This window comes from Rothia sp. 27098_8_161 (genome assembly GCF_041432905.1).
Lineage (GTDB): Bacteria > Actinomycetota > Actinomycetes > Actinomycetales > Micrococcaceae > Rothia.
Map to the genome: position 1 here is coordinate 1 of NZ_JAPWAL010000021.1, position 21,792 is coordinate 21,792.

A 21,792-nucleotide genomic window follows, 5' to 3' on the forward strand; every position below is an offset into this window, starting at 1 on the left:
CCTGCGTAGACAGCGGCAAGTTATCCGGGGCAATAACCGCCAGGAGCACTTCAGAAGCGGCGAGCGCGTCTACGGTGGAGGCGCTCATTTCGGCAGGCACGTGGGCGCAAAGCAGTACACGGGCGATGCCTGTGTGCGCCATGCCGACGGCTTCGCTGAAGTCCTGCACGGTGCGGGCCACGGAGACGCGGCCGCGCTGGGATTCGATGCGGTTCAGGAGCGAGCCGTCATCGCCGTAGAGGATAACGGGGATGTTCACTGACCCTCCCCGTAGGTGCCGGGGATGAGGCTGATCTTGGAATCGCTATTGCTTTCCTTGACGAGGGCGGCGAGGGCTTCTTCCTTGACCCACAGCTGCACGGTTGCCTTGCCGTTGGCGCCGAGCACGCCTTCATCAACCGTTACAGCAACGATTTCGGCGTTGATGACGATGGCGCGGGCACCATTTTCGTTGCGGTTATCGCTCTTAGTGTCGGGGTTACGCGGGCCGGAGGTCCACACATCCACACGCTCACCTGCCTTCAATGCGGAGGCGGCGGTGCGGTCAACGCTGACGGTGGCAAGGCGGCGTCCCGGGGAGGTTTCGGTACCTACAGATTCTTTGCTGATAAAGTTGCCAGCGGGGATGCGTTGGGTGGCGATTTTACCGTTTATCTGTGCGGCTTCGGCGCTGGTGAAGTACTTGTCCTTGGCGGAGTCGATGCTCGCTTCGACTCGGGCGAGTTTATCTTCGGTGATCTTCTCGCCGAGGCGGATTTCGCTTTTAGCCGTGTAGTACTCAGTTTTGCTGTTGTTGGCTTGCACATAGAGCTGCACACCGGTGATGGAGACGAGCACAAGAAGTACACCGAGGATGAATCGCCAGTCTTTGACGGTGGGCTTTTTGAGGCGCTTGGTATGGGTTTCGGTGAGGGTGGAACGCTTCGTCGCGTTCTGTCGTATGCGCATGATGTGGTTGTGCCTTTCGGTGCGGAAGCCGGCGGTGATTCCGGTGTTGTTCAACTGATCGATGAGCGATTGGTGTGCTTTCGATAGCGCTTTGTCTGGTTCTGACACTAACCCTAACAGTATATTTCATTTAGTACTCTCTCTCAAGAGTCGCGTTTATGAAATATTTTTGAGTCTTGCCCCTTTTGAATGGGTAATTAGATAACTTTTCAGCTCATATAAGGCTTTTTGCGAGCAAATTTCACGGTGATGACATATACTGAAAGTACTCAATAGATGTTCAGTACGGACTCTATAGAAAAGGCCACTAACGTTGGCTAAGGGACCCAGGATTTCACTCACGGAAAGGAATAATTTGATGACTGCACCTCGTTTCCTCACTCTGAGCGACGTTGCCGAGGAACTGCAGGTTTCGCTTTCGCAGGTGCGTGCTCTAGTGCGCAGCGGCGAACTTCCCGCCATTCAGATTGGTGGACGTAACCAGTGGCGTATTGAACGCTCTCGCTTTGAAGAGTACATTACCGAGCGCCACGAGCAGACTCTGGAGGCGATTGCTTCCGGCAAGCTCACTGCTAAGGCTAAGGTTGATTAGCATTTCGATATGCACCTCGCGGGCGTAATGCTTGAGTGTTTTAGAAAGGTCCGCTCCTTTCGTTGAGATTTCAATGGAGAGGGGCGGACCTTTTTGTGTGTACTGTTGCTTCTATAAGGGCATTTATACTTCTCGAGGCGTTTTTACGGGAGTTCCCACGAATTGCACTGTCCACTATTTACCCTATGCTTTTAGCGTGAGATACGGGCAATGACTGCGCTAATACGAGCCAGCGGAATGGTACGCACGCCAGCACCGCGAGGTGCACGGGAGTACCCCGAGGCACCCTGACCGTAACCACCCTGCACGCCATAGGCTGCACGCGAGTACTGGTCGCGTTCATAGATGCGCGGGTACTGGCCACCGTTGAGTAGGCGCAATTCCAGGAAGTCGGCGCCGACTCGCTCAATCACACCATCGTAGCTGACGGTGCCACCTTCAAGGGAGAGGCGGACGGGCTCACGCGCCATTGCGAGGGAGCGGAGGGCGAGCTGGATTTTCATGCGGTAGCGTTCGGGGCGAACATCAGCACGTCCAGGAGCGATGCCACCTTCCCACCAGAGCATTCCACGCAGGGGGATGATAATGTTTTCGCCGCGCGCATCGATGCTGACCCATTCTTCGCCGACCATTTCGAGCTTACCTTCATAGGTTTGCATGTCGGTGGCGCAGATGCGGATGGGGCCACCAACCTGTGCGAGGAGGCGGTCGTCGAGGGTGATAGTTGAATAGTGGACACGGGCGACTTGGCGGGCGTCCTGTTCCATATCCCAGGCGCGTTCGGAGGCGAGGCGCGCCTCAATGTCTCGTAGGAACTTTTCCATGCTCATACTATGACCCTACCCGAGGAGGGGTGCAGATACGAACCGGAGCATTTTCTGGTCAGATGATGATTCTCAAGCCTGATTTTTGAAGCAAATTCCATCAAATTATATATTTTTCATACATTTTAATGCGTTTTGCTTTATTTTTTGCGCACCCTCCTGTATAAATGAAGCAACATCAAAAGCTATCAAATACATCATTTGGAGGTCACTGTGGACCATCTTCCCACTCCAGACTCAGCCCCCGCAGCCTTCGCTTTACGCCCTGTCACCGTCGCTTCACGCTCTGCAGCCGCGCCTCGTACTGTCAGTGCAGAGGTAGCCGCCGCAGCAGACTCTGCAACCGAGTCCAGTGCTAAGGCAAACTACCAGGACGCACTACTCTTCATCACCCCTCCCCTGCTTTCGGCAGCGGTCTTGGGCGCGTTGAGCGTGAACCTGCACCGCATCCCTTCGGCGCACCCTCTTGCTGACGCTTCGTTGCTCTGCGCTGGCGCGGCGGCAATCCTCATTACCGCCTGGTGGTTCATCAGTTTTATCTACGCGCTCTTCTACGCTTGGTCTTTGCGCGTTTCGAGCCACAACGCTGACCGCGCAGTTCTGAAGGTTCCGGCGTTTTTCCGTCCGCGCTTTATGCGCCGCATCGTTCTGACGCTCGGTGGCACGGCTCTTGGAGTGGGGGCGGTCTTGGCTCCCGCTCAGGCTACGGTAGTTACGCCCAGCAACGCCGGAGCAAACGGCACGGATGGACTGTCTCAGACAACTATTTCGGCAGTCATGACCACAGATTCAATGGGTGCCGTAGCATCAACGAGCACCGCGGCGGCAGAGACCAGCCCAGCCACCGTCTCAGATGCGGATCCCGCCAGTACCACCATGGACAGCACCACCCCGGAAGCGCCCTCCGCTCCCCTGGCCCTCTCTGCTAAGATTCCCGATATTCCGTTGGCTCCTCACCCCACGGAAGTGGCAGGCTCACTGCAGGATCGCAGCCCGTTCTTCTCTCCTCTCCGCGCTGAGGCGGGCACCTACTCCTACACGGTCCAGACAGGCGATACCCTCTGGTCTATTGCCGCTGAGCAACTGGGGGAAGGCACCGACGCCTCCACCATTTACAACTACACTCTCGATATTTACGAGGTGAATAAGGACGCTCTGGGCCAGAACGCCGAACTGCTCTACGCAGGGCAGGTTCTGCAGATTCCCGAACAACCCGTTCATTAGCCTTTTCTCACCCGATAGCTTTTCAAACACTCAATCTCATTCGCTCAACCCACCTCACATTCCCTGCCTTGAAAGGAGCCGTCATGAGCTTCGCCAACCTTCTCCCCCGCGCCCCGTGGACGCCGCCGCATGCTCAGTCTGCATTGCCTGCCTCCCGTAACGATCAGCCCGTCCGCCCGTATTCAAAGCGTCAGGCGGCACGTACCTCCCACCCGGTGGCTCAGCCTGTGCCTGCCTCGCAGGTCGCTCCGCTACCGGAGCAAGGGCAGGGCACGATGGCACTGGTGCAGAGTAGGAACAACTCGTCGGTCTATTCACTATTGCCGCTGCCGCGTTATGAGCAGCATTCGGCGCAGCACCCGCCGACTGCGTTGAGGGGCCGTCCATTGCGCCCTGCGGATACGTTGACTCGCCAGCTGGAGGGTCGTTGCGCGGGTGTGGCAATTGCTTATCTGGAGATCATGTCGGCTCGTCGTTCACGTCAGCAGCTGGCGCAGTGGGTGTCAGCGGATTGTTTCCACCGTCTGCTACCATTTTTCCCCAAAAATCCGCGCCAGGTGCGCAAGGAGATGCTGTTGACTCTTCCGCCGGTTCTGTTGCGGGTACGAGCGCAGAAGGTGCACGAGGAGCTCTACGAAGTGGTGGCGCTACTGCGTTGTGCGGATAAGGTTCGCGTGGTGACCATGCAGATGCGCCTGATTCACGGTATGTGGCTGATTACCGCGATTGAGCAGCCTCAGAGCCGAACGGACGAAGACTAAGGTATCCCGTACACAACACGCACAGACATGCAGAGACACGCAGAGAGGGTGCAAATCCGGTATTGGATTCGCACCCTCTCTGTTGCGTCTATAGCGTTTTCGAGTTTACGCCGAGGCTAGCTCTCCTTGGTGCGCTCAACGTGAACCTGCTCGTGGCCGTCCTCATCGGGGGCGGAGTACTGCAGGAACTTCGGGCGCGAAGGTTCAGCCAGACGTACGGCAGAAGCCTGAGTACGCTGCTTGGACAGGTCCAGGTTAAACAGGTAGGTTACGGTCTCTTCACGGACCGCGCCGAGCATCAACTGGTACATGTCGTAGCCTTCACGCTGGTACTCGACCAGCGGGTCACGCTGAGCCATTGCACGCAGGCCGATACCTTCCTTGAGGTATTCCATCTCGTACAGGTGCTCGGGCCAGCGCTCACCAATGACGGACAGCATGACGCGGCGTTCAATTTCACGCATGCTCTCTTCGCCGATGCTCTTTTCACGCTCATCGTAGATGAGGTGTGCGTCCGCCAAAACTTCCTTCACGATCTGGTCGCGAGTAATCTTGGTGCGGTCTCCAGCGTCCTCTGCTAAGTCGTCCACGGTGATGGAGATGGGGTACACCTGCTTGAGTGCATCCCAGAGTTCGTCGAAGTCCCAATCCTCGGCGTGACCTTCAGAGACACGGGCGTCAATGATGGTGGTCAGCACTTCGTCCACGAAACCGGAGATCTGGCCCTTCAGGTCGTCACCGTGCAGGATGCGGCCGCGGTCCTTGTAGATTGCTTCGCGCTGGCGGTTGAGCACATCGTCATACTTGAGCACGTTCTTACGCTGCTCAGCGTTACGGCCCTCAACGTTTGCCTGCGCGGTAGCGATAGCGCGGCTAACGATCTTGGAGTCCAGTGCGGAGTCCTCGGGGGCTGCCGACATGAGGCGGGTTGCCATGCCGGTGTTGAACAGGCGCATCAGTTCGTCGGTCAACGACAGGTAGAAGCGGGACTCCCCCGGGTCACCCTGACGGCCGGAACGACCGCGCAGCTGGTTGTCGATACGGCGGGACTCGTGACGCTCAGTACCGAGCACGTACAGGCCACCGAGCTCGGTGACTTCCTTATGCTCTTCTGCTGCGGCGTCTTCGCAGGCCTTCAGAACCTCGGGCCAGCGTGCCTCGTACGCCTCGGAGTTGGTGTTCGGGTCCAGGCCGAGCTCACGCATCTTCTCGACGGCCTCAAATTCGGGGTTACCGCCGAGCATAATGTCGGTACCACGACCAGCCATGTTGGTTGCCACGGTGACGGCGCCCTTACGGCCCGCCTGCGCAACAATAGCTGCCTCACGCTCGTTGTTCTTTGCATTTAGCACCTCGTGGCGCACGCCTGCCTTCGCCAGCTGGCGGGACAGGTATTCGGAGTTCTCCACGCTTGCGGTACCGACCAGAATCGGCTGGCCCTTTTCGTGGCGTTCCTTAATGTCCTTGACGACCGCCTTGAACTTGGCGATTTCGTCGCGGTACACCTTATCGGGGTTGTCGATGCGCTGCACACCCTTGTTGGTGGGGATGGGCACCACGCCGAGCTCGTAGGTGTTCATGAACTCTGCCGCTTCGGTTTCCGCGGTACCGGTCATACCGGACAGCTTGTCGTACATGCGGAAGTAGTTCTGCAGGGTCACAGTCGCCATGGTCTGGTTCTCAGGCTTGATTTCGACGCCTTCCTTCGCCTCAATCGCCTGGTGGATGCCGTCGTTGTAGCGGCGGCCCGGCAGAATACGACCGGTGTGCTCGTCAACAATCAGGACTTCACCGTCAATGACCACGTAGTCCTTGTTGTTGGTGAACAGCTCCTTCGCCTTGATGGAGTTGTTCAGGAAGCCAATAAGCGGGGTGTTCTTGGATTCGTAGAGATTCTTCACACCCAGGTGGTCTTCCACCTTGTCAATACCGGGTTCAAGGATACCGACGGTGCGCTTCTTCTCATCTACTTCGTAGTCTTCACCGCGCTTGAGCAGGGTTGCGGCAATACGCGCGAACTCTGCGTACCAGCGGTTCGCCTCACCGGCTGCGGGGCCGGAAATGATCAGAGGGGTACGCGCCTCATCGATCAGGATGGAGTCCACCTCATCGATAATGGCGAAGTTGTGACCGCGCTGAACCTGCTCCTCCACGGTCCATGCCATGTTGTCACGCAGGTAGTCGAAGCCAAACTCGTTATTCGTACCGTAGGTAATGTCTGCGGCGTACTGCTTACGACGCTCATCAGGTTCCATGGAGGAGAGAATAACGCCACACTCCATGCCGAGGAAGCGGAACACACGACCCATGAGGTTCGCCTGGTACTCAGCCAGGTAGTCGTTAACAGTCACAATGTGAACGCCCTTGCCGCTCAGCGCATTCAGGTACGCGGGCAGGGTCGCGACGAGGGTCTTACCCTCACCGGTCTTCATTTCGGCAATGTTACCCAGGTGCAGCGCTGCACCACCCATGAGCTGAACGTCGTAGTGGCGCTTGCCCAGGGTGCGCTTGGATGCTTCACGGACTACCGCAAAGGCCTCCGGCAGCATAATGTCGAGGGATTCGCCGTCGTTGACGCGCTCGCGGAACTTGTCAGTTTCCGCTCGCAGTTCCTCATCGGTCATAGATGCGAAGCTGTCCTCGAGCGAGTTCACCGCCTTAGTGTACGCTTCGAGCTGTCGCAGAACCCTCTTATCGCCGGTTCGGAGGATTTTCTCCAAGAAAGATGCCACTGAGCTTCTACTCCTTGCTTGTTTCGGTACCCTCACCAAGGGCGCGCAAAAGTGCGCGCGGTGAGGCCTTCCTACATATTGTATGGCAGAGCCGCCTAATTCACCCGTCCGAGCTATTTTTTACGCTGTACGCCCAGAGGTAACATTTTGTGACGTTGCGCGTCATTCATCCTCTGCTGAGGTGGAGGGAGCACCGGGTTCCGGGGTCGGGCGCAACCCCGTACTGAGAATCCGAGCTGAGAACCTCAGCTGTAGAAGGCAGAGAAAAACCCGGGAGCCTGAAGATTCACAGTGCGTGTTTCCAGACCGCCCGGGTCTTTAGCCTGCTCACTGGGCATGCCGCCTCAGCAGTTAGCAGGTACCTTGGATTTTACTCGTCGTCCAGAGTAATGATGCCGTAGCTCCAGCCCTTACGACGGTATGCCGCAGCCGGTGCCCCGGTCTCGCTGTCAATGTACAGGTAGAAGTCATGGCCGACCAATTCCATACGGTCAACAGCTTCTGCGGGAGTCAGACGCTCGCCCTTGAAGCTCTTGTGGCGAATCTCAATGGGAGATGCTGCCTCATCGGCGAGGGTCACCTCACTATTATCGAATGCTGCTTCTTCCACCGGAATATCCGGCAACAGAATCTCGGTAATTGCTTCGGTAACCACGGGAATCGAGCCGGTAGCGTCCGCCACGGATACGGGGTGCTTGCCACCGCGCTTGTGCAGCTTGCGGCGGTCACGTGCACGGCGCAGACGCTCCAGGAGCTTGCCGTAGGTTTCATCGAAGACCGCGAACTTATCGTTACCCTGGGCTTCGGAACGGAGGACAGGACCGGTACCAACGACGGTAATCTCAACGCGGATGGACTCGCCACCCAGATGACCGTCCTTGCTGAACTTGACGTCAATGTCCTTCACGTTATCGCCGAGCTGAGCGAACTTCTGAACCTTGTCGCTCACGTATTCTTCCAGGCGTTCGGTGACCTTGATATTGCGGCCGTAGATGTTGACTTCCACGATCATTCCCTCCAGGTTGGGGGCTTATACCGCGTCCGGTTGGACCCGGTACGGGGGATTCGACTCCGGTGCCGTTCCCTTACACACATTTTAGTACGAAACATGCCGTATATCACTGTATGTGACAAATATTTAGCCCAAATAATAGTTACTCGTCCGTCTGCGAACTTTAAGAGCTAAAAATCGTGTATCTCTTGCAACTAATTACAAGAAACGCTATGTCAGCATTCTTTTCGGTACCGCAGCAACCGCACACACACCCAGCACCCGCGAACCTGATTCCTGTAGCACGCGCACCATCTCAGAGGCGGTCGCTCCGGTGGTTACCACGTCATCACAAATAACACTGAGCTGCCCCGAACACAGGGCAGGCTCCATGACGCGTAAAGCACCGTGCATCCGCTCGGCACGGCCCACAGCGCCCAGGGTCTTCTGCTCGTTCTTTGCCTCAGAAGCACTCAGAAGAGAAGACACTATGTGAGAAGACCCCACACGTGAAGATAAGGAGGCGCCGCTCCCCTGCCGATTACGAGGCGCGTAACCAATGACGTCCACAACCCGCACCCGCACCGAGTCGGGCAGACGCTGATTGAGCTGACGCGCCGCCTCCTGCACCAAAAGATTCGCCGGCGCATACCCGCGGTGGCGCACACTCTGCGCCGAAGACGGTGCCGGAATCAGCAGCACCTCAACCGGTGCTGCAGAAGCATCTACAGGAGAGATAGAAGACGCCGGTGCGCTCTGAAGCTCAACCCGATGCGCCCGAAGAAGCTCATACACGCTACGCGCCAGCCCCTCGCCTAACAGTGGCAACAAATCAGTGCGACCAGCGTTCTTCAACGCCAACAGGGCACGCGGCATAATGCCCACGTAACGGGACGCCGCACGCACCTCAGGAGCAACCGCGCCTTCAAGAGGTTGCAGAACCTGCACACGTTCCACATGCGCCAACGCCGAACGTAGCTGCGGCAAGCATTGTTCACACAGCGGCGAGCCGACACCGTAGAGGACCGGCACCGCACAGCACGGGCAGGTACGCGGCATCAATACCTCGCCCAAAGCCCCGCTGGCATTCTTGAAAGCCCCGGCAAGGCGGGTCAAAGGCTCGTTCAAGGGCACGTTGCTAGAGCGCGCATTGTTTGAGGGCACGCTGGAGGAATCGTTCAAACCACGCTGTTCTGAAGTCACCGAGAGCACCCTTTCCTCGCTCGCGCCTGCCCACGGCTAACCGGCGTAACTAATCTCATGCAGAGTCGTGTCCAGACGGATCCAGCCGCGCTCCTCCATCAGGTAGCATGAACCGTCAGAACGGTGAGCAATAATATTCGACGTATTATCCGCTGTCGAAATGGTCATTACACCATCCAAACGGTCCAGCTTCGTCTCTTCACCACTGAGGGAAATCACCTCAGACTCACCATTCTTCACGTTCACCACCACTACGCTCTGGTCGCCAGCCCAACGGGCATTACGCGGAGTCACAGAAGAACTCAGACGCACTATCTCCGTCAGGCGCAGAGGCTTACCGGCATCATCACGCACAATACCGGAAATAATCACAGCTGACGCACCCTCAGTAGAGGCCACAATCGCCATGCGGGCACCATCATGCGAAACGTTCACGCTCGTAAAGATCAAATTACGCTGCCAGGACAGACCAATATCGACACCGCGCTCACGCTCGGTTGCATCCTCAGAACCCGGTTTGAAGGCACGAACAACACCCTCACCATCGGCAACCCACACCCAGCCATACGCATCAAAACTGGGAGCAGTCAGAGCGGTACTCTGCCACACACTGCGGACACTGCCCTGATACACCGTGTACAGGCTCGCGGCATCGTTCGCCAAGCAGGCGTAAACATCCGCAGAGTAGCCCATCGCTGGGGAACTCAACTGGCTCACACCACTCAGAAGCAACTGTTCGCCCGTATTGCTCATATAGTCATCGCGCGCCACCATCTGGCCGTTCGAATTAATAGCGACAGTGCGGGCGGGAACACCCGGATTCAGCTTCACCGCAGAGAATCCGCTCGGATCAGAGTCAGAAATCTGGGCGCCGTTATAGAACACGTCGGTCTTACCCAGACCTGAAAAGTTCGTCAGACCGTGCACAATCTGCTCACGCACACGCGCCAAACGGTTATCGTCTAAGTGTTCACCGGAGAGGCGAACCAGCATATCCTGGTTATCGCTCATGCTCACAGCTTCAAGGCGCATAGACTCGTTCAACGCGGAGAACGCAACATCCTTTAAATAAGACGCAGGGCCAGCCATCAGGGTACGCACCAGTAACTCAAAATAGCGGTCCGTATGCGGGAACCAACGGATATCCGGCACAGCATAACGGAACGCACGGTCATAGAAGTACAGGCGGCACGGGCTAAACACGCGCTCAAACTCGGTACCGTCCAGCCACAGACCGTCCGGGCAGGAGCTAATACGCCACTGCTTGTCCTCCATGACCATCTTGAAATCATGGGTCTCAATCTGAGCCTCGGGGAAGGTGCTCGTAATACCCTGACTGCTCACCGTAGCAGTCTGCTGGAAACGCATATGATACGTACCCTCAGCATTGCCGCTATCGTCACTACGCGCCTGCACCGTATTACGGTACACGCGGGTGGCACCAATCGGGTTCCAACGGCCCGCAAAAGAAGAGCTCAAATACTGGCGCGCCACTGCATAGTTCTCGATGCTATCCACACCGGCACGCACAAAACCCTCAATAATCGCCTCTGGAGTCGCACCAGCCAGCGGACTGGGAGCACGAGCCGGAGAAGTGTTAACGCTCTTCACATCCAGGCCGTTGCTATGCTGAGTCACTCGATTGTTTGAGGGAAGACCCGCGCAAGAGCTCACGAGCGTCGCCAAGGACACCACCCCCAAAGACAGCGCGGCGCGTCGAGAAACAATAGCCCTGTGAGACATGGAGGTCTTAACCTTCCTCTACGAACCTTGATAAGAATCCACTCCATCTAACGTTGTAGGCCATCGCAACGGAGTGAAAATATATCTGCCTTGATTGTACTGGTTTGCCGGTGCAAATACGCAAGGATAAGCGCAAATGCTCATTAGTTAGCATCAGCACCCTAACCTGGACAGAATCGAAAACCCTTATACCCGGCAGGAAAACCCACACTCGTTCGTGGAGCTTCCCACCAGTTTCAAACTCTGCCGCTAATACTGTCCATAATGCCTGTCGATGTGAGTCGCTAAGCATCATCCTCCACATTCACACGAGGAGAAATAGCCGGCAGCGTATCCTTCGCAGTCGCCACACGATGTGCGCTTGCTTCAGGCTCACCAGTTACAAGAACCGGCGACTCGCCCAAAGGTGCACCGTGCACCAACGGCAGGTTCACCGTGAAACAGGCGCCGCGGCCCTTCTCGCCCCATGCCTCAATCGTGCCGCCGTGCAGACGCACATCCTCGGCAGCAATCGACAAGCCCAGACCTGTACCGCCCAGGGTGCGCTTACGCGAAGTATCAGCACGCCAGAAACGGTTGAACACCTGAACGGCTTCATCCTCAGACAGACCGATACCGTGGTCACGCACCGCAACGCCCAGGTTCGTGGCGTTCGCGCCCACATACACATCAATCGGTCGGGATTCGCCGTGCTCAATCGCGTTATACAGCAGGTTACGGAGCACACGCTCAATACGCACACGGTCCATATCCACCATGATGCTCTCATAGCTCGTATGCACGTTCAGCTTCGTATTTGTACGCTCCAGGTGCGGCAGAGCCTCCTGCAGAATATTTGACAGCACCCATATGAAGTCTTCAGTATCGATGGTCAGCATTGCGTTACCGGCATCGAAGCGAGAAATTTCCAGCAGGTCAGTAAGCATCGACTGGAAACGATCCACCTGATCGCGCAGAAGCTCCACAGTGCGGCTCAGCGGCCGCTCCATATCCTCACGCGAGTCGTACAAAAGCTCGGTGCCCAAACGCACCGTTGCCAGCGGGGTACACAGTTCGTGCGAAACGTCAGAAACGAATCGCTGCTGCAGAGTCGACAGGCGCTCCAGCTGAACAATCTTCTCCTGCAGCGAGTCAGCCATCAGGTTGAAGGAATAACCCAGACGCGCCGCCTGATGCTCACCATGCACAGATACACGCTGATCCAGGTTACCGGCAGCCAGCTTTTCAGCGGTAATAGCGGTCTGAGTAATCGGGTGGACCACCAAACGAGTCACAATCCACACTACAGAAAGCACCACAGCAAGCAGTGCACAGAAACCACCAAAAAGAACAAAGTTAATATGCGCAATCGTGGCGGAAGAATCTGTCATGTCGTACACAAGGAACAAACCGTAATTAGGGTTCTGGGCAATAGAAATATGGGTACCAACAATAAGCACTGGATAGGTACGCTCACGGTTATTTTCAATAGTAGTCACCGTAGACGTCTGCCAAAAAACACCGTTCTTATCACGAACAGTTTCTTTAAAATCATTCGGAATGCTCGAAGAATTCAAAGAATTATTACTACTCTGCTCAGGAATAAAACCCTGTTTACCTTGACCTTCCAAAGACACAAGAATCCAATTGCGCTTACCCGAACCGCCCGCGTCAAGAATGGTCAGGGTACGGCTCACGTTACGGCGAATTTCGCTATCACTACGAGCTTCAGAGGAGTCCAGCACACTCTGAACGTTGCGAAAACCGCTTGTCGATTCTTCCAGCGCCTGAGTCTTCTGATTCTCAAAAAGACTCGTCGCAATCTGGTTGGACAAGGACCAACCCACCATCAAGAAGCTCAGGAACATCATGATGCCCGCAGTGCCAAGAGCACGGAACTGCAGGGATTCTTTCCACAGACGCTGAACGCGCTGAGGTAGCCTCTTGCCCTGCTTCTGCACCTTACGCGGCTTAGATGAGCGGGTACGCGAAGAGGCGGAGGCGACCGCCTCCGCCGTCAAAGCGCGGTGCTCATGGCTCGACTTCGCAACAGACAATCAGGTTATCTCTTCGCCTATGAATAGCTTCCGCTTAGCTGCCGGAAGATCCTACTAGCTCGGCCGGAATCTTGTACCCAACACCGCGAACAGTCTGAATAAAACGCGCCGCACCCAACTCATCGAACTTAGCGCGCAGACGCTGGACATGCACGTTTACCAGAGAATCGCTCACATCAGTGTAGCCCCAAACCATTTCCAACAGCTCCTGGCGGCTCAACGCCTGGCCGGGGTGACGCACCAGCGCAGCCAACAGGTCAAACTCCAGAGGAGTCATGGGAACCTCGGCGCTGTGGTACTTGACGGTGCGACCGTCCATATCCATGGCAATATCGCCAATGGACACGACCAGCTGGCGGCTCTCACGCGGACGCAGACGAGTACGAATACGCGCCAAAAGCTCAGCATGCTTAAAAGGCTTAGCAATGTAATCATCAGCGCCAGCCTCAAGACCTTTCACAACATCTTCTGTGTCGCTTTTAGCAGTCAACATAATAATCGGCACATTAGAAGAGCGGCGAATTTGCTGGCAAACTTCGATACCATTCATGCCAGGAAGCATCAAATCCAAAAGCACCAAATCAGGAGTGGAGCGCATAAAAGTTTCAAAAGCGCGGCCGCCATTTTCGCAGAAAACAGCGTTAAAGCCCTCTTGTGCGAGCACGAGGCCAATCATTTCCGCCAGAGCATCATCATCATCAACCACCAAAATGGTGTGTGTGTCGCTTGCGCTCACAGTACCTCTCTAAAGAAATATCGTAAATGCTTACATAAAAAATCTGATTCTCCAATCATACCGTGCACTCAGACAATGCACGGGCACACTCTGCCACCCGAGCCAGCGAAGCCGTGGCGTCCAGCACACTCACCGTACCCGGAGTGGAGGCAGAAGGCACCGAACCCGTTTGCGGACGCTCATCAGCCATTAAACCCACTGCACTCAACTGCTTCGGCTCAAGGCCAACCTCACGCCACAGGCTGTACAGACGGCGCACCTGATCAGGAACCCGTACAGAAGTCACCACCGGCAGCCATAGCTGAGCCTGAGCCTCCAAAAGCTGCGCCACAGGTTCCCAGGAACGAGGGTCACTTAGCGGCGGAACCTGCAGCATGCCCGGCCCCTTCAAACGGGCACGGTCAGGATGCAACAGCAAAGCACCAGGAGCAGCACCCTCAACCTGCATAGCTTTCAACAGCGCCAAAGTGTCAAGGGCGGGACGGGGCCGGGTGAGAAGCTTCAGCTCCTGCACCGGTTTGAGCACAGTGCCATCCACGTCCAGGATGAGCTGCAGATTGAGTTCAGCAAAACGATCCGCCACCCGACGGTACACCTGCTGATAGTAATGAGGCTGCAACACCGGCAGGGAGCGGAAACCACTGACGGTAGGAATGGAGCCCTCCATCAGACGCTGAAACTCCGATTCCTCCAGTTGCACGGCAATCAGCGCTTGGGGAGCCTGCAGAGCCTCACGTAGAGAGTCCGACCAGCGTTTCAGTCCTTCCAGGAACGATTCCAGTAGGTCACGGCTCGCCCCTGCATCACTGATGGCACGCTCGCCGCCGGGTAGGTAGATGCTGGCTGCAAGGGTCAGCGGACCAACCAGCTGAATCTTATACACCGCAGCGGAATCCTCAACACCGGAGGTGAACCTCTTCTTCTGCACACCCACACGGTCAGCTAGAAGGTTGATATCGGAGAGCAGACGGTCCTGCGCTAGGGCAGACTCGCGCGCTCCCCTGCCGCCGCTATGCACCATGCGCCAGCCAAACGAGGCACCGTCAAAGGCAAGTCCCTCGCACACCGCCAGGGTGCGTGCCAGCGGGGTAGTCCGCCAGCCCAGCGCCGGCAGATGCGGCAGGAACGGCAAGTGCGGGGAACCCAGCTCGCCTTCTACACGGGACATCGCCTCAGCCAAATCATTGCCGGGAAAATCGCCCCGACCGCTAGCACGCACCAGCGGACGCTCAGTAGCGAGTGCGGCAAGATCTTGCTCGGTCAGTTCGTCTCCTTCGGGGGCACGGTACTCACCGGGCAGTAGCAGGCGCTCTGGCACCGGCTCGGTACGGGCATTCTGGCGGGAGGAAGATTGAGGGGGCATAAACAGGTGAGGTTAAGACCGGTTAGGGAAAAGTGCGGGCAGGTCAAAGCTCTGCCGCTGGATGCTCAGCACGCTGGAAGCTCAGCACGGATGAGAGCAGGGCTTTTCGAAGAGGCTGAGCTTTCAGAAAGTCATAGCCTTCCAGGCTCTTAGCTTTGAGACTTTTCAGTCTCTTTGTCATGGTCAGCATGCTCGTTCGCGATGCGCACGTGGTGGCGAATCACCTCAGAGATGATGAAGTTCAGGAACTTCTCCGCGAATTCCGGGTCCAGGCTGGATTCCTTCGCCATGGCACGCAGGCGAGCAATCTGTGCCTCTTCACGGCCGGGGTCACCGGCGGGCAGGTTGTGCTCAGCCTTCAGGACGCCCACGCGCTTGGTTGCCTGAAAACGCTCCGCAAGGATGTGCACCAACGCTGCATCGAAGTTGTCGATGGAGCGGCGCATGGCGAAGAGCTCCTCGTAAACCTCCGGCGCGACTTCATCGCCCATGGAGGTGGCGTGGGGGTCAAATTCGCAGGAAGTGTGTTCGGCAGTCATCGGTCTCTCCTCAGTTCGGTTGTGGTCTTCTGTGCGTTGTGTTCAAGCAGGTTATTGCGGCAACAGCTGGGGATAGCGGGGTGTGCAGCTATTCTGTGCGGCTAGTTGGCGTTGGTAGAGGCGCCACTAGACAGGGTTTCCTGAATGTCTTCGCGGTCCAGCGAGTAAGCGCGGGCGATGGTGGACTGACCCAGTACGCGGGTGCCCTGGTAGAGAACCATGGTCTGTCCCGGTGCCACACCGGAGAGCGGATCCAGTAGGCGCACTACGGTTTCCAGGCGCAACACATCTTCTTCTTCAGCTTCGGGGTCGGATGCCCAGGTCATGTATGCCTTGGCACGGACCGGGTCGGCGTGCGCGCGCACCTGTGCGGTCACTTCGAACTCTTCGCTGCGAGTACCAGCCTGCGGGGGCTGTTCCAGGAAGCGTGCCGCCTGCTCTACGGGTACGCCCGCCCAGGTGGCGCGGATACCACGGATTTCGTGCACGGCAAGCAACTCACGGGAGCCGACGATAACTTCGTTTTCCTTGGGGCGCACCTCCAGAACGAAGCGGGGCTTGCCGTCGGCGGCGGGGCGGCCCAGTGCCAGGCCCTTGCGCTGACCTACGGTGTATGCCTGCGCGCCGGGGTGCTCGCCGAGCACCTCGCCGTGGGTGTCCTTAATGAGGCCGGGGCGCATCTTGATGTGGTCGCCCAGCCAGGCGCGAGTATCACCTTCGGGGATAAAGCAGATGTCGTAGGAGTCCGGCTTCTTCGCCACGGAGAAGCCGCGCTCTGCCGCCTCCGCACGTACCTGTGTCTTGGAGGGGGTGTCTGCAAGGGGGAACCAGGCGTGCTTAAGCTGTTCGTGGGTGAGCACACCAAGTACGTAGGACTGGTCTTTTGCCCAGTCGGCGGCGCGGTGAAGTTCGCGGTTGCCGTCTTCGGTGGTGATGACGCGGGCGTAGTGTCCGGTCACCACGGCGTCGAAGCCGAGTGCGAGGGCCCGTTCGAGTAGCGCGGCAAACTTAATCTTTTCGTTGCAACGCATGCAGGGGTTGGGGGTTCGTCCGGCTTCGTATTCGGAGATGAAGTCGTCGACGACATCTTCCTTGAAGCGTTCGGAGAAGTCCCAGACGAAGAAGGGGATGCCCAGCTGGGAGCAGACGCGGCGGGCGTCCATGGAGTCTTCGAGAGTGCAGCAGCCGCGGGAGCCGGTGCGCAGGGTGCCGGGCATGCGGGATAGGGCTAGGTGAACGCCGACTACTTCGTGTCCTGCTTCTACGGCGCGAGCTGCGGCGACTGCGGAGTCAACGCCGCCACTCATAGCTGCAAGAATTTTCACTGCCTATCCTTCTGTTGTGTTGAGCCTTTAGAAAGGTACGCCGTATTTGTGTGGGCGGACTTTCCGGTACTGTAGCTACCCATTGTACGCAGGGGCTCGGCGGAATATTGGGCAGTGCACCCTCAGCCAGCCCTCAGCGAACGCTGAGATTCCAGGCTGAGGGCAGTTGGGTCTCTTCTCTCCTGGTTTTCTAGTGCCAGCGGGAGGCGTCCGGCAGCTGCGAGGAAAGCCCGGCCTTTGCCGCCTGTTCGTAGGCGGCGGGTAGTGCCGCGATGAGGCGCGCAATATCGGCTCCGGTGGTGGAATGACCGAGGGTGAAGCGCTGGGCGCTGCGGGCGGTGTCTTCGCCCATTCCCATTGCCATGAGCACATGGGAGGGGCGGGTCACCCCGGCGTTGCAGGCGGAGCCGGTGGAGCTGCTGATGCCCTGCATGTCCAGCAGGAAGAGCAGGGTGTCACCTTCTGCGTTTTCGAAGGTGAAGTGGGCGTTACCGGGCAGTCGCTTCTGGCCGGGGTACTCTTCAGTGAGCGGATTTTCTCCGCTCAGGTGCGCCTGCGGGATGAGCGCGCTAATTGCCGCAATGAGTTCGTTGCGTAGCGCGGCGATACGGGCAGATTCTTTGTCAAGGTACTGAACCGAGTGTACGGCGGCCTCTGCAAAACCTGTTATCGCGGGTGCGTCGATGGTGCCGGAGCGCACGGAGCGTTCCTGGCCGCCTCCGTGTAGGACGGGGGTCATCTGTACGGCGCGGGTTGCAACGAGCGCGCCGATGCCCATGGGGCCACCGATTTTATGGCCTGAGATTGCGAGGGTCGCCACCTTGCTGGCGTGGAAGTCAATGGGGATTGCGCCGAATGCCTGTACCGCGTCCGAGTGCACGGGGATACCGTATTCGGCAGCGATAGCGGCGATCTCGGGGATGGGCTCTACGGTACCGACCTCATTGTTCGCCCACATGACGGTCACGAGTGCGACGTCTTCGGGGTTCTTTTCGATGAGCTCGCGGACGGTCTGCGGGTTGACGCTACCGTGCTCGTCTACGGGGATCCATTCAAGCTGCGCGCCTTCTGCCTTTTCGAGCCATTCGCAGGTTTCTTCCACGGCGTGGTGCTCGATGGAGGAGACGAGAATTCGGGTGCGCTGCGGGTCTTCTTCGCGGCGCTTCCAGTAGATGCCCTTGACGGCTAGGTTGTCCGCTTCGGTGCCGCCTGAGGTGAAAATAACCTCGGCGGGGTCGGCTCCGATGGCGCGGGCGATGCGTTCGCGGGCGTATTCGACGGTGGCGCGGGCGTCGCGTCCTACGGCGTGTAGGGAGGAGGGGTTGCCGCCGTTGCGCATCTGTTCGACCATGGCGTCGATGGCGGCGGGCAGTACGTCGGTGGTGGCGGCATGGTCGAGGTAGACCCGGCCGTTCTGAGGGTTGGTTTCTGCGCTCATGCTTCCTCCTGCTGGGTTGTCGGCGGTTTTTCGCCTTGCTTATTTTATCGCGCTCTATCCGCACTCTTCTAGACATGTTCATCTCGGCAGGGTCGGCGAGCGCTACTCTCCCGGGACGCTCAATGATGGTCGTGGGCTGCGCGGTACACTTAGGAACGTGTTCAAGATTCTTTTCTATACCCCTGAGATTCCCGGCAATACCGGCAACGCTATCCGTTTGGCGGCGATTACTGGCGCTGAGCTACACCTGGTGAAGCCGCTGGGCTTTAACTTTGATGATGCGCATCTGCGCCGCGCGGGTCTGGACTATCACGACCTGGCGGTGGTGACGGTGCATGAGACCCTTGAGGATGCGTGGGAGGCTCTGGCTCCGGAGCGTGTTTTTGCGTTCACGACCACTGCTTCGACTTCATATGCGGATATTGAGTACCGTCCCGATGATGTGTTCATGTTTGGTCCGGAGTCGGTGGGGCTCCCTGCTGAGGTTCAGCAGGACCCGCATGTGAGCGAGCGTGTGAAGATTCCGATGAAGCCGGGCCGTCGTTCGCTGAACCTGGCTAATTCTGCGTCCATTGCTGTGTTTGAGGCGTGGCGTCAGAACGGTTTTGAGGGAGGCGCCATCTAGCATGACTGCAACACACCATAATCTGCCGGAGCATCTGGTTCAGCAGATTCTGGAGACGGACCCTCCCCTGGCTGAGCAGATTCGTTTGGATCGGCAGAATAGGGAGTTTACGGGACGGGGCTGGGCGCCGGTCTTTTCAGCCTCCCCTCATGCTCGTATTGTGGTGATTGGCCAGGCACCTGGACGTGCCGCGCAGGAGAGCCGTATTCCATGGAATGACCAGAGCGGCGTGAAGCTGCGCGAGTGGATGGGCGTAACGGACGAGCAGTTCTATAATCCTGAGCTGATTTCGCTACTACCGATGGATTTTTACTACCCCGGCAAGGGCACACACGGTGATAACCCGCCGCGTAAGGATTTCGCCTCCAAGTGGCATCCGCACTTACTGGAGCTCATGCCGAATATTCAGCTGATTCTACTAGTGGGCGCATATTCCCAGAAGTATTACCTGGATGGTGTGCACGCCCCGAAGGCACAGAAGAACCTGACAGAGACGGTTCGTGCGTGGGAGTCTTATCTTCCGAAGTTCCTGCCTCTGGTGCATCCTTCGCCGCTGAATTTTAGGTGGCAGGCAAAGAACCCATGGTTCGAGCAGGAGGTTATCCCAGCTTTGAGGAGGCGTGTGGGAGAGGTCCTCAAGGACGCTTAGCCCGCCCGCTCTGCAGTATCACTATAGTTCTGCCTTACTAATAAAGATGCTCCCACCCCATATATGGGGTGGGAGCATCTTTATTATGCACGTTGTTTAGGCTAACTAAGCAGTCCCAGCTGAGCGGGTGTTTCTCAGCTACGCCGTACTGTTAGTTCAGACGCGAGGGGTTACTTCTGACTGTCGGCGTTGCCCAGAGTCACGGTGATGTCCTGGGTGGAGGAGCCGCGCTTGATCTTCAGCTTCAGGTCGGAGCCTGCCGCTGCGGCACGTACGGTACCGTTGAGCTCTTCGCTCTTGGTGACAGCATGGCCGTCGGCTTCAATCACGACGTCGCCGGATCGCAGACCTGCCTTGGCGGCGGGACTGTTGGATTCTACCGAGACAATTTCAACACCACCGGGGATGAGCTTGGACGAGCCCGAACCGGTGTCCGCGGGGGTGTTCTTTACGCTTGCGCCCAGGTAGCCGTGAGTTGCTTTACCCTTGGCAATAATCTCGGAGGAGATGCGCTTGGCGTAGTTGGAGGTAATGGAGAACGCCATACCATCAGCGGTGCCACCGTCCTGACTTGCCTGGCCCTGCGCGTTAATACCGATCAGTTCGCCCTTAAGGTTCACCAGCGGGCCGCCGGAGTTACCGTGGTTGATGGGCACATCAACCTGAATCATGGGGATGTAGTTCTGGCCCTTCGAGTCAGCAGGCTGCACGCGGTTTGCATTTGAGACTACGCCGGCAGTCACCGATTCGCTACGACGATACGGTGCACCGAGGGCAACCACAGCCTCGCCGGAGACCAGCTTGGAGGAGTCGCCCCAGGTGATGGGCTGCAGATCCAGGCCGGAAGGGTTAATCTTCAAAACCGCCAGGTCAGCTGCAGAGTCCAGGCCCACCACTGTTGCGGTGCGCACGGTGCCATCGCTTAGGCGAACCTCAATGATGTATGCTTCTCTGGAAGATTCGAGGGTGACCACGTGATGGTTGGTGAGGATGTGGCCGGCCTTATCGAGGACAACACCACTACCTCCGCCGGAGGCGGAGCCATTTGACGCCATGATGGTCACGGTGGAGGGCAGGACCTTCTTCGCGGTTTCTGCTACGCCTGCCACGGTGGAGTAGTTACTGATATTGGAGCTAACGGAGCCGCGGGAGGAGGTGCTGGAGGAGCTGTTGTTCGAGGCAGCGATACCGCCTCCGACGCCCGCACCGACACCACCACCGACGAGGGCTGCGAGTAGGGCTGCAGTGAGCACAACGCCGGCACCGTAACGCTTGTTGTTATGGGTATTCTGGGGTGCAGCCTGTGCCGCGCTAACCTGAGCGGCGGCTTGGGGGTAGGTGTATCCGGGAGATGCGTATGCCTGCGGGTATGCGTTCTGGCCTTGCTGGTAGCTTGCCTGTCCGTTCACGTTCTGCATGGGACGGGTTGCATCCGTGACGCCGTCATTGCCCCCGTAAAACCATCCGTTGTTTTGAGTCATGAGTTCTCCTAGAGTTGAGCGTGTACCTCACCCTGAGCGCACGCTATGTTTCTACTGTAGAGGGTGTTTTATAGCATTCTGTATCTTTTTGCTGTTAGTAATCGGGGAGTTCGCTGGGAATTTTTCTCGCCCCTTTCATTTGGGGCAGATTAGCTGGTCTGAGCTACCCGGCGATTCATTCGGCGGCTAGTTTATTTTGGGGTTTTGTCCGCTACTCACTCTCAGGTTTGTCTTTTAAAGCGCCCAATTTTTCTTCACGGTTTACACAGCCTGATGCTTCTTGGTACACAGCTTGGTCACAGGGTTGCTCCGTAATGTTTCAGGTGCATAGAGACGAGGACAAAGGAGGAAACCCATGATGATCGGAACCCTGATTTTTTGTGCGATCTTGGCAAGCTCCATCGGTATCGGTGCGGGTATTGTGGCCTGTTGCTCGGGAACGGTGCACCGCCGTCATCGTGCGGAAAAAACTGCCGAGTTGACGCAGCCACTGGCTACACAGGTGTTGACCACCGGTAGGTAGCGCATAGAATTTGATAGTTTCCGGGGCGGGAGATAAGAGCCCTGCACCGGAAGGGACGA

The 21,792-nt window shown here is 57.5% G+C and carries 19 protein-coding genes and 1 pseudogene; 6 read left to right on the forward strand and 14 right to left on the reverse strand.

What is annotated here, in order from left to right; genetic code table 11:
• Together O3648_RS07215 and O3648_RS07220 are read right to left on the reverse strand one after the other, a co-directional pair.
• Positions 1 to 259, reverse strand: a pseudogene (locus O3648_RS07215) (ATPase); the annotation flags it as partial.
• Positions 256 to 1,002, reverse strand: coding sequence for a flagella basal body P-ring formation protein FlgA (locus tag O3648_RS07220; protein WP_371569314.1), 747 nt, complete (start codon positions 1,000 to 1,002; stop codon positions 256 to 258). The pseudogene O3648_RS07215 and the gene O3648_RS07220, both read right to left, overlap by 4 nt.
• 304 nt (positions 1,003 to 1,306) lie before the next feature.
• On the opposite strand from O3648_RS07220, the gene O3648_RS07225 reads away from it, so the two are divergent.
• Positions 1,307 to 1,540 carry a helix-turn-helix domain-containing protein gene (locus tag O3648_RS07225; RefSeq protein WP_005505378.1) on the forward strand — a complete coding sequence of 78 codons (234 nt, stop codon included), beginning with the start codon at positions 1,307 to 1,309 and terminating at the stop codon, positions 1,538 to 1,540.
• Between the two features lie 191 nt (positions 1,541 to 1,731).
• Here the strand turns inward: O3648_RS07225 and O3648_RS07230 are convergent, their stop codons facing one another.
• Positions 1,732 to 2,370: a histidine kinase gene (locus O3648_RS07230; protein WP_279789508.1), complete on the reverse strand. Its 639-nt coding sequence runs from the start codon at positions 2,368 to 2,370 to the stop codon at positions 1,732 to 1,734.
• 207 nt (positions 2,371 to 2,577) lie between these two features.
• Here O3648_RS07230 and O3648_RS07235 point away from each other — a divergent pair, with 207 nt between their 5' ends.
• Both O3648_RS07235 and O3648_RS07240 read left to right on the forward strand, forming a co-directional pair.
• Positions 2,578 to 3,588 (forward strand): LysM peptidoglycan-binding domain-containing protein, encoded by a 1,011-nt coding sequence (locus tag O3648_RS07235; protein WP_314078920.1) that lies wholly within the window; start codon positions 2,578 to 2,580, stop codon positions 3,586 to 3,588.
• A gap of 83 nt (positions 3,589 to 3,671) precedes the next feature.
• Positions 3,672 to 4,349 carry an Rv3235 family protein gene (locus O3648_RS07240; RefSeq protein ID WP_279742106.1) on the forward strand — a complete coding sequence of 226 codons (678 nt, stop codon included), beginning with the start codon at positions 3,672 to 3,674 and terminating at the stop codon, positions 4,347 to 4,349.
• Positions 4,350 to 4,465: 116 nt separating this feature from the next.
• On the opposite strand, the gene secA is transcribed toward O3648_RS07240, so the two are convergent.
• The 10 genes from secA to O3648_RS07290 form a co-directional block, all read right to left on the reverse strand.
• Complete coding sequence (gene secA, locus O3648_RS07245) at positions 4,466 to 7,081, reverse strand: preprotein translocase subunit SecA (protein ID WP_279742107.1); 2,616 nt, start codon at positions 7,079 to 7,081, stop codon at positions 4,466 to 4,468.
• Between the two features lie 370 nt (positions 7,082 to 7,451).
• Positions 7,452 to 8,087: a ribosome hibernation-promoting factor, HPF/YfiA family gene (gene hpf / locus O3648_RS07250; protein ID WP_314078916.1), complete on the reverse strand. Its 636-nt coding sequence runs from the start codon at positions 8,085 to 8,087 to the stop codon at positions 7,452 to 7,454.
• 216 nt (positions 8,088 to 8,303) lie between these two features.
• Positions 8,304 to 9,275: a ComF family protein gene (locus O3648_RS07255; protein ID WP_279742109.1), complete on the reverse strand. Its 972-nt coding sequence runs from the start codon at positions 9,273 to 9,275 to the stop codon at positions 8,304 to 8,306.
• Between the two features lie 36 nt (positions 9,276 to 9,311).
• Positions 9,312 to 10,913, reverse strand: coding sequence for an LpqB family beta-propeller domain-containing protein (locus O3648_RS07260; protein WP_371569321.1), 1,602 nt, complete (start codon positions 10,911 to 10,913; stop codon positions 9,312 to 9,314).
• A gap of 389 nt (positions 10,914 to 11,302) precedes the next feature.
• Positions 11,303 to 13,054 carry an MtrAB system histidine kinase MtrB gene (mtrB, locus tag O3648_RS07265; RefSeq protein WP_371569322.1) on the reverse strand — a complete coding sequence of 584 codons (1,752 nt, stop codon included), beginning with the start codon at positions 13,052 to 13,054 and terminating at the stop codon, positions 11,303 to 11,305.
• A gap of 34 nt (positions 13,055 to 13,088) precedes the next feature.
• Positions 13,089 to 13,790 (reverse strand): MtrAB system response regulator MtrA, encoded by a 702-nt coding sequence (gene mtrA, locus O3648_RS07270; protein ID WP_279755087.1) that lies wholly within the window; start codon positions 13,788 to 13,790, stop codon positions 13,089 to 13,091.
• 55 nt (positions 13,791 to 13,845) lie between these two features.
• Entirely contained in the window at positions 13,846 to 15,153 is a 1,308-nt protein-coding gene (locus O3648_RS07275; RefSeq protein ID WP_279742113.1) for a methionine synthase, read from the reverse strand.
• 149 nt (positions 15,154 to 15,302) lie between these two features.
• A complete protein-coding gene (locus O3648_RS07280; RefSeq protein ID WP_279742114.1) occupies positions 15,303 to 15,692 on the reverse strand; it encodes a chorismate mutase in 390 nt (129 codons plus the stop codon).
• A gap of 101 nt (positions 15,693 to 15,793) precedes the next feature.
• Positions 15,794 to 17,017 carry a tRNA 2-thiouridine(34) synthase MnmA gene (gene mnmA / locus O3648_RS07285; protein WP_279742115.1) on the reverse strand — a complete coding sequence of 408 codons (1,224 nt, stop codon included), beginning with the start codon at positions 17,015 to 17,017 and terminating at the stop codon, positions 15,794 to 15,796.
• A gap of 190 nt (positions 17,018 to 17,207) precedes the next feature.
• Positions 17,208 to 18,455, reverse strand: a complete 1,248-nt coding sequence (locus tag O3648_RS07290; protein ID WP_371569326.1) for a cysteine desulfurase family protein — start codon at positions 18,453 to 18,455, stop codon at positions 17,208 to 17,210.
• Positions 18,456 to 18,612: 157 nt separating this feature from the next.
• Here O3648_RS07290 and O3648_RS07295 point away from each other — a divergent pair, with 157 nt between their 5' ends.
• Together O3648_RS07295 and O3648_RS07300 are read left to right on the forward strand one after the other, a co-directional pair.
• Positions 18,613 to 19,080 carry a tRNA (cytidine(34)-2'-O)-methyltransferase gene (locus tag O3648_RS07295; RefSeq protein WP_279742117.1) on the forward strand — a complete coding sequence of 156 codons (468 nt, stop codon included), beginning with the start codon at positions 18,613 to 18,615 and terminating at the stop codon, positions 19,078 to 19,080.
• 1 nt (position 19,081) lies between these two features.
• Positions 19,082 to 19,729: a uracil-DNA glycosylase family protein gene (locus O3648_RS07300; protein ID WP_279742118.1), complete on the forward strand. Its 648-nt coding sequence runs from the start codon at positions 19,082 to 19,084 to the stop codon at positions 19,727 to 19,729.
• Positions 19,730 to 19,899: 170 nt separating this feature from the next.
• On the opposite strand, the gene O3648_RS07305 is transcribed toward O3648_RS07300, so the two are convergent.
• Positions 19,900 to 21,210 carry a S1C family serine protease gene (locus tag O3648_RS07305; protein WP_371569329.1) on the reverse strand — a complete coding sequence of 437 codons (1,311 nt, stop codon included), beginning with the start codon at positions 21,208 to 21,210 and terminating at the stop codon, positions 19,900 to 19,902.
• Between the two features lie 355 nt (positions 21,211 to 21,565).
• On the opposite strand from O3648_RS07305, the gene O3648_RS07310 reads away from it, so the two are divergent.
• Positions 21,566 to 21,733, forward strand: a complete 168-nt coding sequence (locus O3648_RS07310; protein WP_279742120.1) for a hypothetical protein — start codon at positions 21,566 to 21,568, stop codon at positions 21,731 to 21,733.
• Positions 21,734 to 21,792: the final 59 nt, after the last annotated feature.

Coding starts and splice junctions, on each gene's coding strand:
- O3648_RS07225 (WP_005505378.1), top strand. CDS start 1,307: ATGACTGCACCTCGTTTCCTCACTCTGAGCGACGTTGCCGAGGAACTG.
- O3648_RS07230 (WP_279789508.1), bottom strand. CDS start 2,370: ATGAGCATGGAAAAGTTCCTACGAGACATTGAGGCGCGCCTCGCCTCC.
- O3648_RS07240 (WP_279742106.1), top strand. CDS start 3,672: ATGAGCTTCGCCAACCTTCTCCCCCGCGCCCCGTGGACGCCGCCGCAT.
- O3648_RS07275 (WP_279742113.1), bottom strand. CDS start 15,153: ATGCCCCCTCAATCTTCCTCCCGCCAGAATGCCCGTACCGAGCCGGTG.
- O3648_RS07280 (WP_279742114.1), bottom strand. CDS start 15,692: ATGACTGCCGAACACACTTCCTGCGAATTTGACCCCCACGCCACCTCC.
- O3648_RS07290 (WP_371569326.1), bottom strand. CDS start 18,455: ATGAGCGCAGAAACCAACCCTCAGAACGGCCGGGTCTACCTCGACCAT.
- O3648_RS07300 (WP_279742118.1), top strand. CDS start 19,082: ATGACTGCAACACACCATAATCTGCCGGAGCATCTGGTTCAGCAGATT.
- O3648_RS07305 (WP_371569329.1), bottom strand. CDS start 21,210: ATGACTCAAAACAACGGATGGTTTTACGGGGGCAATGACGGCGTCACG.
- O3648_RS07310 (WP_279742120.1), top strand. CDS start 21,566: ATGATGATCGGAACCCTGATTTTTTGTGCGATCTTGGCAAGCTCCATC.